The sequence below is a fragment of the Nocardioides sp. P5_E3 genome, assembly GCF_054049275.1.
The window spans coordinates 41,454-55,797 of record NZ_JBFUMR010000024.1; the positions used below are offsets into that span (position 1 = coordinate 41,454).

At 72.0% G+C, this 14,344-nt stretch carries 15 protein-coding genes; 6 read left to right on the plus strand and 9 right to left on the minus strand.

Annotated features, from left to right (window positions below; translation table 11 throughout):
* Position 1: 1 nt before the first annotated feature.
* From ybeY to ACXJKB_RS15755, 4 genes are all read right to left on the minus strand, one after another.
* The gene (ybeY, locus tag ACXJKB_RS15740; RefSeq protein ID WP_457189958.1) at positions 2 to 463 is read right to left on the minus strand and encodes an rRNA maturation RNase YbeY; all 462 of its coding nucleotides are present in this window, start codon (positions 461 to 463) and stop codon (positions 2 to 4) included.
* Positions 460 to 1,488: a PhoH family protein gene (locus tag ACXJKB_RS15745; RefSeq protein ID WP_300051728.1), complete on the minus strand. Its 1,029-nt coding sequence runs from the start codon at positions 1,486 to 1,488 to the stop codon at positions 460 to 462. Before ACXJKB_RS15745 ends, ybeY begins: the two co-directional genes overlap by 4 nt.
* Positions 1,489 to 1,595: 107 nt before the next feature.
* Positions 1,596 to 2,837: a hypothetical protein gene (locus ACXJKB_RS15750; RefSeq protein WP_457189961.1), complete on the minus strand. Its 1,242-nt coding sequence runs from the start codon at positions 2,835 to 2,837 to the stop codon at positions 1,596 to 1,598.
* Positions 2,838 to 2,843: 6 nt separating this feature from the next.
* Positions 2,844 to 3,197, minus strand: coding sequence for an HIT domain-containing protein (locus ACXJKB_RS15755; RefSeq protein ID WP_457189962.1), 354 nt, complete (start codon positions 3,195 to 3,197; stop codon positions 2,844 to 2,846).
* 74 nt (positions 3,198 to 3,271) lie between these two features.
* On the opposite strand from ACXJKB_RS15755, the gene ACXJKB_RS15760 reads away from it, so the two are divergent.
* From ACXJKB_RS15760 to ACXJKB_RS15770, 3 genes are all read left to right on the plus strand, one after another.
* Positions 3,272 to 4,255 (plus strand): Gmad2 immunoglobulin-like domain-containing protein, encoded by a 984-nt coding sequence (locus ACXJKB_RS15760; protein WP_457189964.1) that lies wholly within the window; start codon positions 3,272 to 3,274, stop codon positions 4,253 to 4,255.
* Positions 4,256 to 4,332: 77 nt separating this feature from the next.
* A complete protein-coding gene (locus ACXJKB_RS15765; RefSeq protein ID WP_457189966.1) occupies positions 4,333 to 4,863 on the plus strand; it encodes a SigE family RNA polymerase sigma factor in 531 nt (176 codons plus the stop codon).
* A complete protein-coding gene (locus tag ACXJKB_RS15770) occupies positions 4,860 to 5,861 on the plus strand; it encodes a GerMN domain-containing protein (RefSeq protein ID WP_457189967.1) in 1,002 nt (333 codons plus the stop codon). The genes ACXJKB_RS15765 and ACXJKB_RS15770 overlap by 4 nt, the downstream gene beginning before the upstream one ends.
* A gap of 10 nt (positions 5,862 to 5,871) precedes the next feature.
* Here ACXJKB_RS15770 and ACXJKB_RS15775 read toward each other — a convergent pair whose 3' ends face one another.
* From ACXJKB_RS15775 to hrcA, 3 genes are read right to left on the minus strand one after another with little or no spacing between them, the layout of a single operon-like run.
* Positions 5,872 to 6,612, minus strand: a complete 741-nt coding sequence (locus ACXJKB_RS15775) for a 16S rRNA (uracil(1498)-N(3))-methyltransferase (protein ID WP_457189969.1) — start codon at positions 6,610 to 6,612, stop codon at positions 5,872 to 5,874.
* Positions 6,613 to 6,618: 6 nt separating this feature from the next.
* Positions 6,619 to 7,788 carry a molecular chaperone DnaJ gene (gene dnaJ / locus ACXJKB_RS15780; protein ID WP_300051707.1) on the minus strand — a complete coding sequence of 390 codons (1,170 nt, stop codon included), beginning with the start codon at positions 7,786 to 7,788 and terminating at the stop codon, positions 6,619 to 6,621.
* A complete protein-coding gene (gene hrcA / locus ACXJKB_RS15785) occupies positions 7,785 to 8,807 on the minus strand; it encodes a heat-inducible transcriptional repressor HrcA (RefSeq protein ID WP_457189971.1) in 1,023 nt (340 codons plus the stop codon). Before hrcA ends, dnaJ begins: the two co-directional genes overlap by 4 nt.
* 84 nt (positions 8,808 to 8,891) lie before the next feature.
* Between hrcA and ACXJKB_RS15790 the strand changes: the two genes are divergently transcribed.
* The 3 genes from ACXJKB_RS15790 (at position 8,892) to ACXJKB_RS15800 (ending at position 11,158) form a co-directional block, all read left to right on the plus strand.
* Positions 8,892 to 9,755, plus strand: coding sequence for an MBL fold metallo-hydrolase (locus ACXJKB_RS15790; RefSeq protein ID WP_457189973.1), 864 nt, complete (start codon positions 8,892 to 8,894; stop codon positions 9,753 to 9,755).
* Positions 9,756 to 9,821: 66 nt separating this feature from the next.
* Positions 9,822 to 10,211, plus strand: a complete 390-nt coding sequence (locus ACXJKB_RS15795) for a hypothetical protein (protein WP_457189975.1) — start codon at positions 9,822 to 9,824, stop codon at positions 10,209 to 10,211.
* A gap of 98 nt (positions 10,212 to 10,309) precedes the next feature.
* Positions 10,310 to 11,158: a DUF3097 domain-containing protein gene (locus ACXJKB_RS15800; protein WP_457189977.1), complete on the plus strand. Its 849-nt coding sequence runs from the start codon at positions 10,310 to 10,312 to the stop codon at positions 11,156 to 11,158.
* Positions 11,159 to 11,171: 13 nt separating this feature from the next.
* Here the strand turns inward: ACXJKB_RS15800 and hemW are convergent, their stop codons facing one another.
* Positions 11,172 to 12,389, minus strand: coding sequence for a radical SAM family heme chaperone HemW (hemW, locus tag ACXJKB_RS15805; protein WP_457189979.1), 1,218 nt, complete (start codon positions 12,387 to 12,389; stop codon positions 11,172 to 11,174).
* A 75-nt stretch (positions 12,390 to 12,464) separates the two neighbouring features.
* Positions 12,465 to 14,285, minus strand: a complete 1,821-nt coding sequence (locus tag ACXJKB_RS15810; protein ID WP_457189981.1) for an AMP-dependent synthetase/ligase — start codon at positions 14,283 to 14,285, stop codon at positions 12,465 to 12,467.
* Positions 14,286 to 14,344 lie beyond the last annotated feature (59 nt).

Below are 14,344 nucleotides of genomic sequence, written 5' to 3' on the forward strand. Positions count from 1 at the left end.
GTCAGACGGGCTCGGCCGACGCGCGCCACTTCTCCAGCAGCTCGCCCTGCAACCCGAACATCACCGCGTGCTCCTCGGGCTCGGCGTGGTCGTAGCCGAGGAGGTGGAGGATGCCGTGGACGGTCAGCAGGTCGATCTCGGCCTCGCGTCCGTGCCCGGCCTCCTCGCCCTGCCGCTCGGCCACCGAGGGAGCCAGCACCAGGTCGCCGAGCACGCCCTCCTCGGGCTCCTCGTTGACCTTGCCGGGGCGCAGCTCGTCCATCGGGAAGGCCAGCACGTCGGTGGGGCCCTCCTTCTCCATCCACTGGCCGTTGAGCTCGGCGATCGTGTCCTCGTCGACCGCCTTGATGCAGAGCTCGGCCTGCGGGTGCACGCGCATCTCGTCCATCACGAAGCGCGCCAGCCGGGAGAGGCGGCGTACGTCGAAGTCGAGACCCGACTCGTTGAGGACCTCGATGCTCATCGCGGGCTCCGCTCGGTCTTCTTCGGGCCGGGGCGCTCGTTGTCGGAGTCGAAGACCTCGTAGGCCTCCACGATGCGACCCACGAGGCGGTGGCGGACCACGTCGGTGCCGGTGAGGCGGCAGAAGGTGATGTCGTCGACGCCGTCGAGGATGCCCTCGACGACCCGCAGGCCCGACTTCGTGCCGGAGGGCAGGTCGACCTGGCTGGTGTCGCCGGTGACGACGATGCGCGAGCCGAAGCCGAGGCGGGTGAGGAACATCTTCATCTGCTCGGGCGTGGTGTTCTGCGCCTCGTCGAGGATGATGAACGAGTCGTTGAGCGACCGGCCGCGCAGGAACGCCAGCGGGGCGACCTCGATGGTGCCGGCGGCGAGCAGCTTGGGGATCGTCTCGGGGTCGACCATGTCGTGCAGCGCGTCGTAGAGCGGGCGCAGGTAGGGGTCGATCTTCTCGCTGAGCGTGCCGGGCAGGAACCCGAGCCGCTCCCCCGCCTCGACGGCCGGGCGGCTGAGGATGATCCGGTTGACCTCCTTGGCCTGCAGCGCCTGCACGGCCTTGGCCATCGCCAGGTAGGTCTTGCCGGTGCCGGCCGGGCCGATGCCGAAGGTGATCGTGCTCTGGTCGATCGACTCGACGTAGCGCTTCTGGTTGACCGTCTTGGGCCGGATCGTGCGACCGCGGTTGGACAGGATGTTGAGGCTCAGCACGTCGGCCGGGCGCTCCTGCGTCTCGGTGCGCAGCATCTGGATGATCCGCTCGACCGTCTCGCCGGTGACGCCCTGGCCGGTGCGGACCAGCGTCACGATCTCGTCGAGGAGGCGCTCGGCGGTGGCGACCTCGGCCGACTCGCCGGCGAGCGTGATCCGGTTGCCACGGACGTGGACGCTGGCGTCGAAGGCCCGCTCGATCAGCCGGAGGTGCTCGTCTCCCGGGCCCAGGACCGACACCATGTCGATGCTGTTGGGGACGACCACGGTGTGGGTCGGTCGCTCCTGGGAGGAGCCTGGCTGGTTCGTCGCAGTCATGGATGCCCGTGCGGGCGGCCTTCCGGGTCGGTGGTAGAGCCCCACCATGCTACCGAGCCGGACACGCGCGGCCCACCTGACGAGGGGAGGCCGGTCACGTCAGGCCGTCAGGGGCGGGTGACCTGCAGCATCCCGAGGCACATCTCGTCGGTCGTGCCCTCGCCCCACACCACGTAGCGGTCGGGCTGGCCCTCGAAGGAGGGCAGCCGGTCGCGCAGCCACTGGACGTGGCGACAGGTCACCTTGACCTGCTCGAACGGCTCGAGCCGGATCGGGTCGATCGGGCGGCTGCCCTGGTCGTCGAAGTCCCAGACGGGGATGTCGAGGATGGTCCTCGCCTGCGGGGTGCCCGGGTTGACCTCGATCTTCAGGGAGCGGCCCAGCAGGTGCATGTGCCCGGCCACGCCGTGGATGGTGATCGGCTCGGACAGGGTGCGCACGCACGACTGCACCTCGCCGGCGCGTGGCTCACCGCCGCACAGGAGGTGGAGGAGGTCGGCGGTGTTGCCCTCCGCGCCGAAGCGTTCCTTGACGTCGGCGAGCGCCGCGTCGCGGTCGCACAGCTCTCCGTCGGAGTGCTTCGGCCGGCACGGCAGCTCCACGGGCGCGGGCAGCAGCATGGTGCTGAGCGCCTCGTAGTCGCGCGTGCCGGGTGCGAGGCGCAGCTGGGCGGCCGAGGTGTCGGGCTGCTGCCCGGCGAGCAGGTTGTAGTGGACCTGCATCACGATCCGGCTGCCCTTGCGCAGGCGTACGCCGTAGCCGGGCTTGGTGACCGACTCCTTGCTCCCCGGGGCCCACGCGCCGATCCACGAGGACCGGTCGACGTTCTGGAAGCGGTCGAGCCCCGTGCCGCCGAAGCAGGTCCAGCCCTCGTCGTCCTCGGCCGCGTCCTTGGCCTCGGCGGCGGCGACCTGCCGCGGCGGGACCTGGAACAGGATCACGTGGTGCACGACGTCGGGGTTGCCGGGCAGCACCTGCGTGCCGGTGAGCCAGGCGTCCTCGTCGAGCTCGGGGTCGAGCAGGAAGCACCGGTAGTCGTCGGTGCCGGTGCCGTAGGGCGCGGACGGCGTGTACTCGCCGGGCATCGCGATCGTCGTACGCGTCTCCCCCGCGCGCAGGCGTCGGGACTTCGCCGGCTCGGCGTAGTGGCCGCTGTGCCCGGCCTGCCCCGTCTGTGCGGCCTCCTCGGCGTCGGCCGTGGAGGCGCTCGTCGGGGAGTCCGCGGGCTGGGTGGCGGTCTGGTCGGCCTCACCGGAGCCGTCGCTGCCGCTGCAGGCGGACAGGGCGAGGAGCCCGGCGGCGAGCAGGGCCGCGAGCACGGGGCGGGTGCGGGACGGCAGGAGGTGCATGGCAGCTCAGACCAGCGTCTCGGACATGCGCGGCGAGCCGCCGAGCACGTGGAGGTGGGTGTGGAACACCGTCTGGCCGGCGCCCGTGCCGGTGTTGGCGATGAGCCGGTAGTCGGCGTTGCCGGACTCCCGTGCGACCTCGTCGGCGAGGGCGACCAGGTGGCCGATGCTGGCCGGGTCGGCGGCCGCGGAGGCGGCGGCGTTGTCGTGGTGGTCCACCGTGATCACCAGGGCGTGGAACGGCGCCTGCGGGTTGAGGTCCTTGATCGAGACGGCGTGGGCGTTGCGGCCGAGCACGTCGGCCGGGACCTCGCCGGCGACGATCTTGCAGAAGATGCAGTCGGGGGCCGTCTCGCTCATGGCGCCACCCTAGGCTCTGGCGGCGCGGCGTGGGACTGGAAGCGGCACCCGCGCCTCGCACTACCGTGGCGATCATGACCTTCCCCTCCACTCCACGACCGGCTCGCGCCCGCGCCGTACGACGCTGGGCGGGCGCCGCGGCCGTCGTCGTGGCGAGCAGCCTGGCCCTCGCCGGGTGCAGCGACGACCCGACGCCGGTCTCCGACGACACGGGCACGGCGACCGAGGAGCCGCAGCCCTCGGAGACCGGGTCCGATGCCGGACAGGAGTCCGACTCGGTGTCCCCGACCGAGTCACCCGCCGGGTCGGGGTCCCCCTCGGAGCCGGCGGTATCCGGCACCGCTGTCCCGGTCTACTTCGCCGGCGACGGCCCCGGCGGACGCACCGTCCTGTTCCGCGAGTTCCAGCGCGTCGAGGGCGACCCGCTGACCGAGGCCGCCCGGCTCGTCGCCGGCGGCGGCCAGCCCGTCGACCCGGACTACCGGACCCTCTGGCCCGGCGTGGAGATCAGCTCGGTCCAGGCGACCGACGGGGTCCTCCTGGTCGAGATCCCCTCCGACGGGTTCACCGACCGCCCCGACGGGATGTCGCGGCGCGACGCCAGGCTCGCCGTCCAGCAGCTCGTCTACACGCTCCAGGGCGTGCAGCAGGAGCGCGTGCCGGTGCAGGTGCAGCGCGAGGGCGGCGCACCGCTCTTCGGGCTCCCGACCGGGACGCCGTTCGAGTCCGCCGGGGCGCTGCGCACCCTCAACCTCGTGAACATCACCTCGCCCGCCGAGGGCGACACCGTCAGCGGCGACACCCTGACCGTGACGGGGGTGGCCAACTCCTTCGAGGCCAGCGGGCCGTGCCGACTCCTGCAGGGTGGCAAGGAGATCGCGCTCGAGGGCTACCAGTCAGCGGGCTGGATGGGCAACCGGCTGTTCCCGTTCGAGGTGGACCTGCCGCTCGGCGACGTCGCCGGCGAGGTCGTGGTCCAGTGCGAGACCGACGACCCCACGGGAGGCACCGAGGGCCCCGGCCCGGCCGTCGACACGAAGACGATCACCGTCGGCTGAGGCGTCAACCGGACCGCCCGCTGGGGCGTCACCTTGCCGTGACCATCCAGACCAGACCCCGCCGAGGGAGGACTCCGGTGCCTGACCACCTGAGCCTCGTCGGCGTGGACGCAGACGTCGCGGTCGAGCAGCTGTACGCCGCCCACTGGCGCCAGCTCGTCCGGCTCTCCGCCCTGCTCGTCCACGACCAGCAGGCCGCGGAGGACGTCGTCCAGGACGCCTTCGTCGCGATGCACGGCAAGTGGTCGCGGCTCCGCGACCCCGAGAAGGCGCTCGCCTACCTGCGGCAGGCCGTCGTGAACCGCTCCCGATCGGCCCTGCGGCACCGGGCCGTCGTCGAGCGCCACGTGCGAGCCACCGCTCCGGGCGAGGGCACCGTCGACGGGCCGTCCGTCGGCGGCGCCCGCCGCGACGCCGTCCGCGAGGCGCTGCTCCGGCTCACCGAGCGGCAGCGCGAGGTGCTCGTCCTGCGCTACTACCTGGACTGGTCGGAGGCGCAGATCGCGGACGCGATCGGCGTCTCGCGCGGTGCCGTCAAGTCACACGCATCCCGCGGCAGCGCGGCCCTGCGCGACCTGCTCGGCGACTGGTGGGAGGACCCCTCATGAACGACCTGAAGATCCGGGACCTCCTCCACGAGGTCGCTGACGACATCGAGCCGGGCGACCGGCTGGACGCGATCCGCGCCGCCACCGCGCCCGCTGGTCGTCGTACGCGTCGCGGGTGGTGGGCTGCCGGCGGCGCCGGGCTGGTGGCTGCGTCGGTGGTGACGGTGTTCGCCCTGAGCACTGGCGGTGCACCCCGGACGACAGGCCCCGACCCTGCCGGCCCGCCGCCGACCTCAGGCAACACCGTGACCGACGGGCAAGGGACGAGCCGTCCGGTGCACGTGTACTTCGTGGGCGACACCGCAGCAGGCCCGCGGCTCTTCCGCGAGCTCCGGTCCGACCTCGACCCCGACTCACGGGTGGTCCTCGCCATGGACGCGGTCCTCCGGGGCGACGCGCTCGACCCCGACTACCGCTCCCCCTGGCCCGAGGGCGTGGTCCTCCGCCAGTGGTCGTCCGGACCGGACGGGATCATGGTCAGCCTCGAAGGCGCTCCGGTGGACCGTCCAGCGGACATGACCGAGGAGGAAGCCCGCCTGGCGCTCGAGCAGCTCGTCCGGACCGCCCAGGAGGTGTACGGCCAGGGCAAGGTGCCCGTCGACGTGCAGATCGAGCAGCAGGTGACAGACACGGTCCTCGGCGTGCCGACGACGGCACCGCTGACGGGCTCCCCGGACCTCGACGTGCTCGCCCCCGTGTCGCTGACCGAGCCCTCCGAGGGCCAGAAAAAGCGCGCGGATGGCACCGTCTGGGTCAGCGGCCGTGCCACCAGCGCCGACGACCTCGTCACGGTGCGAGTGCAGCGCAGGGAGGGCACCGCTGTGGTTCTGGGACCCGCGAGCTTCACTCTCAACCAGACGAGCGATCCCGCCGGCTCCTTCAGCTTGGGCCTGAGCAGCGACGACGTCCAGCCCGGTGAGTACGACGTGATCGCGACGGTCGAGAACTCCGACGGCACCACCGACTCCGACACCCGGCGGATCACGGTCGTCGACTAGCCCCGGCGTGTCAGGCCCAGCGCGACGTGCGGGCCAGCACCGCGGCGACGGCCACCACCCCGGCGGTGGAGGTGCGCAGCACCTCGGCACCGAGACGTACGACGTGCGCGCCGGCGTCGGCCAGCACCGCCAGCTCGTCGGGGCTGATGCCGCCCTCCGGTCCCACCACGAGCACGATCCGGCCCGCTTCGGGGACCACCAGCGCACCCAGGGGCAAGGTGGCGTCCTCGTGCAGCACCAGCGCGAGGTCGGCCTCCGCGACGAGGGCCGCGAGGTCGGCCGTGGAGGCCAGCGGGGTGACGGTGGGCAGCCACGAGCGGCGCGACTGCTTGGCCGCCTCTCGGGCGGTGGCCTGCCACTTCGCGTGCGACTTCGTCGCTCGCTCGCCCTTCCAGACAGCCACCGAGCGCGACGCCGCCCACGGCACGATGCGGTCGACGCCGACCTCGGTGAGGACCTCGACCGCCAGCTCGCCGCGCTCCCCCTTGGGCAGCGCCTGCACGACGGTGATGGCCGGCTCCGGTCGGGGCTCCTGCGCGACGGACTCGACCGTGACGGAGAAGACCCGCTTGCCCGTCGACGCGACCGACCCCGTGGCCGAGGTGCCCCGGCCGTCGGTGAGGACGACCTGCTCACCCTCGCGGAGGCGGCGTACGGCGACCGCGTGGTGCGCCTCGTCTCCGGTCACCTCGACGAGCGTGCCGGGCGCCGACCCGTCCAGGGACTCGACGAGGTGGACCGGGAGCGACACCCGGGCTCAGCCCTGGAAGGCGTCGCGGAGCCGACCGAACATCGACTTGTGCGGCGCCTCGTTCTTGCCGTCGGGCTGCTCCTCGCCACGGATCGCCGCGAGCTCGCGCAGCAGCTCCTCCTGGCGGGGGTCGAGCCGGGTGGGGGTCTCCACGGCGATGCTGACGACGAGGTCGCCGCGACCGCCGCGCAGGCTCGGCACGCCGAAGCCGCGGACCACCTGCTCGCTGCCCGACTGGGTGCCGGGGCGGATGTCGAGGTCGTAGGTCGTCACGGTCTCCGAGGACTCGTCGGACGAGGCGGGCAGGTCGGCCTCGAGCAGCGGAAGCGTGAGCTGGGTGCCGAGGGCGGCCGCCGACATCGGCAGCGAGATCGTGGTGTGGAGGTCGTTGCCGTGGCGGGTGAAGGTGGGGTGCGGCTCGACGTGGATCTCGACGTAGAGGTCGCCGGCCGGGCCGCCGCCGGGGCCGACCTCGCCCTGGCCGGTGAGCTGGACGCGGGTGCCGTGATCGACGCCGGCGGGGATCTTGACCGTCAGGGTGCGGCGCGAGCGCACGCGGCCGTCGCCCGAGCACTCACGGCAGGGGTCCGGGATGATCGAGCCGTAGCCGCGGCAGGCCGCGCACGGGCGGAGCGTGCGGATCTCGCCGAGGAACGAGCGCTGGACCACGGCGACCTCGCCCTGGCCGTGGCAGGTCTCGCAGGTGGTCGGCGAGGTGCCGGGCGCGGTGCCCTGGCCCTCGCACGCCTCGCAGCGCAGCGCCGTGTCGACCTTGAGGTCGCGGGTGACGCCGAAGCCGGCCTCCGCGAGCTCGACGTCGAGCCGGATCAGCGCGTCCTGGCCGCGCCGGGCGCGCGACCGCGGGCCACGGGTCTGCGCGCCGCCGGCGGCACCGCCACCGAAGAACGCGTCCATGATGTCGGTGAAGCTGAAGCCCTGACCGGCACCGCCGAAGCCCTGGCTGAAGGCGTCGCCGCCGCGGTCGTAGGCCGCGCGCTTGCCGGGGTCGCTCAGCACCTCGTAGGCGCGCGAGACGTCCTTGAACCGCTCCTGCGTCTCCGGGTCGGGGTTGACGTCGGGGTGGAGCTGCCGCGCAAGCTTGCGGTAGGCCTTCTTGACGTCGTCGGCGCTCGCGTCACGCGAGACGCCGAGGATCTCGTAGGGGTCCTGTGTCACTGGTTTCCTTCATCGAGGATCCGGGAGACGTAGCGCGCGACCGCGCGCACGGCTGCCATGGATCCGGGGTAGTCCATGCGGGTGGGGCCGACGACGCCCAGGGAGCCGAGGTGGAACTCCTGCGGGCCGTAGCCGGTGGCCACGACGCTCGTGGCCGCGAGCTCGGAGTAGGGGCCTTCGTGGCCGATGCGCACCATCAGCGCATCGGTCCCCGACTCCCCCAGCAGCTTGAGCAGCACGACGTGCTCCTCCAGCGCCTCGAGCAGTGGTCGGACGGCGGTGTCGAAGTCGCCGTAGCGGGCGAGGTTGGCGGTGCCGCCGACTGCGACGCGCTCGTCGCTGCGGTGGTCGGACATCGCCTCGGTGAGCACGCCCACGATCGCGCGGGCCGAGTCGACCTGCTCGGGGCGTACGCCGTCGGGCAGGTCGCAGAGCGCGACGGCGGCCGCAGCGATCTGCACGCCGACGCTGGCCTGGTTGACCGCGACCCGCAGCTCGGCGAGGTCGCTGTCGACCACGGGTGCGTCGAGCTCGACGAGGCGCTGCTCGACCCGACCGGTGCTGAGGATGAGGATCAGCATCACCCGGGTCGGGGTGAGCGACACCAGCTCGATGTGGCGGACCGTCGAGCGCGAGAGCGACGGGTACTGCACGATCGCGACCTGGCGGGTGAGCTGGCTGAGCAGCCGGACCGAGCGCTGCACGACGTCGTCGAGGTCGACCGCCCCGTCGAGCAGCGTCGCGATCGCCCGGCGCTCCGCCGCGCTCATCGGCTTGAGCGTGGCGAGCTTGTCGACGAAGAGCCGGTAGCCCTTGTCGGTGGGGACGCGCCCCGCACTGGTGTGGGGCTGGTGGATGTAGCCCTCGTCCTCGAGCGCGGCCATGTCGTTGCGGACCGTCGCCGGTGAGACGCCCAGTCCGTGCCGCTCGACGAGCGCCTTGGAGCCGACCGGCTCCTCCGTCGCGACGTAGTCCTCCACGATCGCGCGGAGCACGTCGAGCTTGCGGTCGTCGACCATCGAGCCACTCCTCTGCACGTTCGCGTTTCTGGCACTCGTTCGCCCGGAGTGCCAAGACTACTAGCAGTCCGTAGGCTCGCGGTCATGCCCGACGACACCCCTCGGTTCACCGAGGTCGCCCCGCGCGTGTGGGTCGCGCACTACGACTGGATGCACGTCAACATCACGCTGATCGGCGGGTCCGACGGCCTGCTGATGGTCGACACGCACGGGTCGGCCGCCGAGGCGCGGATCGTCGCCGACGACGTACGCCGCCTCGGCGCGGGTCCGCTGACCGGGCTGGTCAACACGCACGAGCACTGGGACCACCACTTCGGCAACGCGACGATGGTCGAGCAGTTCGGCGACCTGCCGATCCACGCGACCGACTGGGCGGCCGAGCACATGGAGGTGTCGTCGGCGCACACCTTCGAGCAGTACGGGCAGGACACCCTCAACCCGCGCCGCGACGAGATCCTCGCGACCACCCTCCGCCTGCCCACGCGCACCTTCTCCTCCGCCGTCCAGCTCGACCTGGGCGACCGGGCCGTCGAGCTCATCCACCCCGGGCGTGGGCACACGGCAGGCGACCTCGTCGTACGCGTGCCGGACGCCGACGTGCTGCTGGGCGGCGACCTGGTCGAGGAGTCCGACCCCCCGTTCATCGGCGACGACTCGTGGCCGCTGGAGTGGCCGCTGACCCTCGACCTGGTCCTCGGCCTGATGACCGACTCCACGGTCGTCGTGCCGGGGCACGGGAAGGTCGTCGACAAGGAGTTCGTCCAGGACCAGCGCACCGAGCTCGGCGTCATCGCCGAGACCATCCGCGACCTCGCCTCGCGCGGGGTGCCGCAGTCCGAGGCCCTCGCCGCCGGCGAGTGGCCGTGGGAGCGCGAGCGGCTCGGGAGCGCCGTCCGGCTGGGCTACGAGCACCTGCCCCGCAGCCAGAAGCGGCTCCCCCTCATCTAGCCGCCCGACCGGCCCACACCCTCCGGGGGCTGTTCTCGCGGTGGTCGGCCCAGTAGGACTGGTGGCATGACCGAGAACAGCGAGTCCCAGACCGACAACACGGAGTCGACCGACACGCCCAAGGCGGGCAGCGGCACCAGTCCTGCCGACTCCGACCACTCCGGCGGCACCACCTCGCCCGACGGCGCCACCCTGGGCGGCATCTCCGACGACCAGCTGCCCGACGACCTGCAGCCCGGCGAGGACAACCCGCTGGCCGAGCCCCTCGACCCCGACGCCGAGGACACCAAGAGCCGTGAAGAGCTCGAGATGGACGCCACCCAGGAGGACCTGGGCAACGACGACGGCGCCAGCCAGGCGCCCACCCAGTCCGGCGACTCCGACGAGGGCTCCGACAAGGGCTCCGACGCCAACAGCGGCGACGGTGCCGAGGGCAGCGGCATCGCCGGGGGCTGAGTCCCCGACAGTCCCCCGGCTCCCGCCGCACCGGGTGTGATCCGCGACGCACGGCGAGCCACCCGGCCGGCGGGCCGACGGGCGCCTAACGTGGAGCGGTGCCCCAGGATCGCTACGGAACCGACGTCCTCTCCGGCGACTGGCGTGTCCCGAAGAACGGCCGCGCCACCGAGGTGCCGACCGAGATCGGGATGGTCGTCGAGGAGGTCACCACCGACTGGTGCGGCGAGGTCGTCGCCGTCGACCGCGACATCGACACGCTCACGCTGGAGGACCGGCGCGGCAAGCGGCGCACGTTCCCGCTCGGCCCCGGCTTCCTCCTCGAGGGCAGGCCGGTGATCCTCACCCGTCCCGTGCGGACGGGTGCCCCCGCAGCCCCCACGCGTACGGCGTCCGGCTCGGTCGCGGTGCCCAACGCGCGAGCCCGCGTCGCGCGCGCCAGCCGCATCTTCGTCGAGGGCCGGCACGACGCCGAGCTCGTCGAGAAGGTCTGGGGCGACGACCTGCGGATCGAGGGCGTGGTCGTCGAGTACCTCGGCGGCGTCGACGACCTCGCCGAGCACCTGCGCGACTTCAAGCCCGGCCCGCAGCGCCGCGTCGGCGTCCTGGTCGACCACCTGGTCACCGGGTCGAAGGAGGCGCGCATCGCCCAGGGCATCGCCCGCTCCCCCATCGGCAAGCACGTCCTGGTCGTCGGCCACCCGTTCATCGACATCTGGCAGGCGGTCAAGCCCGACCGGCTCGGCATCCCCGCGTGGCCCTCCGTCCCCCGCGGGATCGACTGGAAGACCGGCACCTGCCAGCAGCTCGGCTGGCCGCACCGCGACCAGGCCGACATCGCCCGCGCCTGGAAGCACATCCTCGGCCGGGTGAGCTCCTTCGCCGACCTCGAGCCCGCCCTCCTCGGCCGGGTCGAGGAGCTCATTGACTTCACCACCGCGCCCTGACGGGCGCGCTGGTTCAGTCGACCAGGTCGCGCACGATCGCGTCGGCGAGGAGCCGGCCGCGCTGGGTGAGCACGAGGCGCTCGGTGGCGAGCTCGACGAGTCCGTCGGCGACGAGGCGGGCGACGTGGGAGCGGCCGGTGGCCTCGAGGGCGGTCACCGGGAGCCCCTCGACGAGCCGGATCTCCAGCAGGATCCGCTCGACCCGCTGGTCGTGGTAGCCGAGGACCTCGCGTGCCAGGGCGGGTGAGACGCCGCTGGCGAGCCGCTGGGCGTACGCCGCCGGGTGCTTGACGTTCCACCAGCGCACCCCGCCGACGTGGGAGTGCGCACCGGGGCCGACGCCCCACCAGTGCCCGCCGGTCCAGTAGAGCAGGTTGTGGCGGCACCAGTGGTCGGGCGACGTGGCCCAGTTGGACACCTCGTACCAGCTCATCCCGGCGGCGGAGAGCTTCTCGTCGACGAGGTGGTACTTGTCGGCCAGGTCGTCCTCGTCGGGCATCGGCAGCTCGCCGCGCTTGACCTGGCGGCCCATCGCGGTGCCGTCCTCGACGATGAGCGAGTAGGCGGAGACGTGGTCGGGGCGGCAGCCCAACGCGACGTCGACCGAGGTCTCCCAGTCGGCCAGCGACTCCCCCGGCGTGCCGTAGATCAGGTCGAGGCTGACGTCGTCGAAGCCGGCCTGCCGGGCCCAGTCGACGACCGCGGGCACGCGCATCGGGTCGTGGGTGCGGTCGAGCGTGCGCAGCACGTGGTCGACCGCGGACTGCATGCCGAAGCTGATCCGGTTGAAGCCGGCGGTGCGCAGCTCCTCGAGGTCCCAGGCGGCGACGCTGTCGGGGTTGGCCTCGGTCGTGATCTCGACGTCGTCGACGAGCCCGAACTCCGCCGCGGCGCTGGCCACGATGGCTCCGAGGTCCGCGGCCTTCAGCAGCGTGGGGGTGCCACCGCCGAAGAAGATCGTCTCGATGGGGACGTCGCGGTGGCCGAGCACCTGGCGCGCGAAGCGGATCTCGCGGATCGCCGCCTCGGCGTACGACGACCGGCTGGCGCCGACCTCGTCGCCGAGCTCCTGGGCGGTGTAGGTGTTGAAGTCGCAGTAGCCGCACCGCACCGAGCAGAACGGCACGTGGACGTAGAGGCCGAAGGGCTTGCTGCCGAACTGGGCCCACGCCTCGTCGGGGAGCAGACCGTCCTCGGGGGCGACGTCACCGTCGGGCTGGGCGGGGGACACGCCGGTATCCAACCACGTGCCGGACGTGCGAACGGGTGCCAGTGGTCTCCCACCGGCACCCGTCCATGGTCAGCCCTAGGCGTACATCTGGTCGATGAGCGCCTGGTTGTTCTCCTGCACGACGTTGCGCTTGACCTTCATCGAGGGGGTCAGCTCGCCCGACTCGACCGTCAGGTCGTGGTCGAGGAGCTTCCACTTCTTGATGGTCTCCCAGCGGTTGAGGTGGCTGTTGAGCTCGTCGACGTAGCCGCCGACCATCTTCTGCACCTCGTCGGACTGCACGATCTCGGTGTAGGACTTGCCGCCCATGCCGTTCTCCTCGGCCCAGCCCGCCATCGCGTCGGGGTCGAGGGTGACGAGCGCGACGCAGTAGTTGCGCTCGTCGCCGAAGACCATGAACTGGCTGGCGTAGGGGCACACGGCCTTGAACTTCGACTCGATCGCCGGCGGGGCGATGTACTTGCCGCCGGAGGTCTTGAAGAGCTCCTTGATGCGGCCCGTGATGACCAGGTGGCCGTCCTCGTCGACGGCGCCCTTGTCGCCGGTGTGCAGCCAGCCGTCGGAGGTCAGGGTCTTGGCCGTCTCCTCGGGCAGGTTGTGGTAGCCGTCCATCACGCCCGGACCCTTGATCATGATCTCGTCGTTGTCGCCGAGCTTGACCTCGCTGCCGGGGAAGACCGGTCCCACGGTGCCGAACTTGTTGCGGTCGGGGTGGTTGACGAACGAGCCCGCCGAGGTCTCGGTGAGGCCGTAGCCCTCGAGGATCTTGATTCCGGCGACGCCGAACCACTCCGCGATGTCGCGGTTGAGCGCCGCGGCACCGGAGATGAAGAAGCGGACGTTTCCACCGAAGCGGTCGCGGATCTTGGAGAAGACGAGCCGGTCGAAGAGGCCGTGCTGGACCTTGAGGGTCAGCGGCACCGACTGCCCCTCGCGCTTGCGTCGCTCGACCTCCAGGCCGACCTCGAACGCCTTCTTGAAGATCTTCTCCTTGGCCCCGCCCTCGGCGGCCTGCATGGTGACGATGCGCCCGTGCGCCTTCTCGAAGATGCGCGGGGCGGCACCCATGAACGTCGGCTTCACCACGCCCAGGTTGTCGACGATCTTCTCGACGCGGCCGTCGATCGCCGCGGCGAAGCCGCAGGCCATCTGGGTGGACATCAGCACCTTGCCGAAGGAGTGGGCCATCGGCAGCCAGCGGAACTCGAGGTCGTCGGGGCCGAGGATGCCCTGCGCGCGGATCGCCTCGCCCTCGTAGACCCACGAGGAGTGGCGCAGCCGCACGCCCTTGGGGCGGCCGGTGGTGCCGGAGGTGTAGATGAGGGTGGCCAGCTGGTCGGGACGGATCGCCTGCGACGTCGTACGCACCACGTCGGGCTGCTCGGCCAGCCGCTCCGCACCCAGCGCGGCGAGGTCCTCCAGGGAGATCACCCAGTCGCCGTCGGACGCGCCCTCGAAGGTGATGACCTTCGTGACGTGGGGCAGCTCGGAGCGGTGCGCGGTGAGCTTGGCGACCTGCTCGTCGTCCTCGGCGAAGACGACGCGGCTCTCGGAGTCACCCAGGATGTAGACGGTGTCCTCGGCGTTGGTGCTCGGGTAGACCGTGGTGGTGGCGCCGGCGGCGCACATGACCGCGAGGTCCGCGAGGATCCACTCGTAGCGCGTGCCGGAGGCGATGCCGACGCGCTGCTCGGGCTCGACGCCCAGCGCGATCAGGCCTGCGGCGAGCGCCTCGACCTTGTCGCCGGCCTGCTTCCAGGTGACGGACTCCCACGCCTCGCCACGGGGAAAACGGAAGGCCTCGGCGTCGGGGGTCGCGGTGACGCGGTCGAAGAACTGGACGGCGACGTTGGGCGGCATGGTGTCGAGGAAGGCCGTGTCGATGGTGGTCGGCATCTGTTACCTACTCATTCGTGGAGCGTGGCGCGACGGCACCACACAGCGGGGCTTGCTGC

Bases quoted from the DNA above. Each gene is read 5' to 3' on its own strand.
- ACXJKB_RS15755 (WP_457189962.1), bottom strand. From the start codon at position 3,197: ATGAGCGAGACGGCCCCCGACTGCATCTTCTGCAAGATCGTCGCCGGC.
- hrcA (WP_457189971.1), bottom strand. From the start codon at position 8,807: ATGGTCGACGACCGCAAGCTCGACGTGCTCCGCGCGATCGTGGAGGAC.
- ACXJKB_RS15770 (WP_457189967.1), top strand. From the start codon at position 4,860: ATGAACGACCTGAAGATCCGGGACCTCCTCCACGAGGTCGCTGACGAC.
- ACXJKB_RS15795 (WP_457189975.1), top strand. From the start codon at position 9,822: ATGACCGAGAACAGCGAGTCCCAGACCGACAACACGGAGTCGACCGAC.
- ACXJKB_RS15745 (WP_300051728.1), bottom strand. From the start codon at position 1,488: ATGACTGCGACGAACCAGCCAGGCTCCTCCCAGGAGCGACCGACCCAC.
- ACXJKB_RS15790 (WP_457189973.1), top strand. From the start codon at position 8,892: ATGCCCGACGACACCCCTCGGTTCACCGAGGTCGCCCCGCGCGTGTGG.
- ACXJKB_RS15750 (WP_457189961.1), bottom strand. From the start codon at position 2,837: ATGCACCTCCTGCCGTCCCGCACCCGCCCCGTGCTCGCGGCCCTGCTC.
- ACXJKB_RS15810 (WP_457189981.1), bottom strand. From the start codon at position 14,285: ATGCCGACCACCATCGACACGGCCTTCCTCGACACCATGCCGCCCAAC.
- ybeY (WP_457189958.1), bottom strand. From the start codon at position 463: ATGAGCATCGAGGTCCTCAACGAGTCGGGTCTCGACTTCGACGTACGC.
- ACXJKB_RS15760 (WP_457189964.1), top strand. From the start codon at position 3,272: ATGACCTTCCCCTCCACTCCACGACCGGCTCGCGCCCGCGCCGTACGA.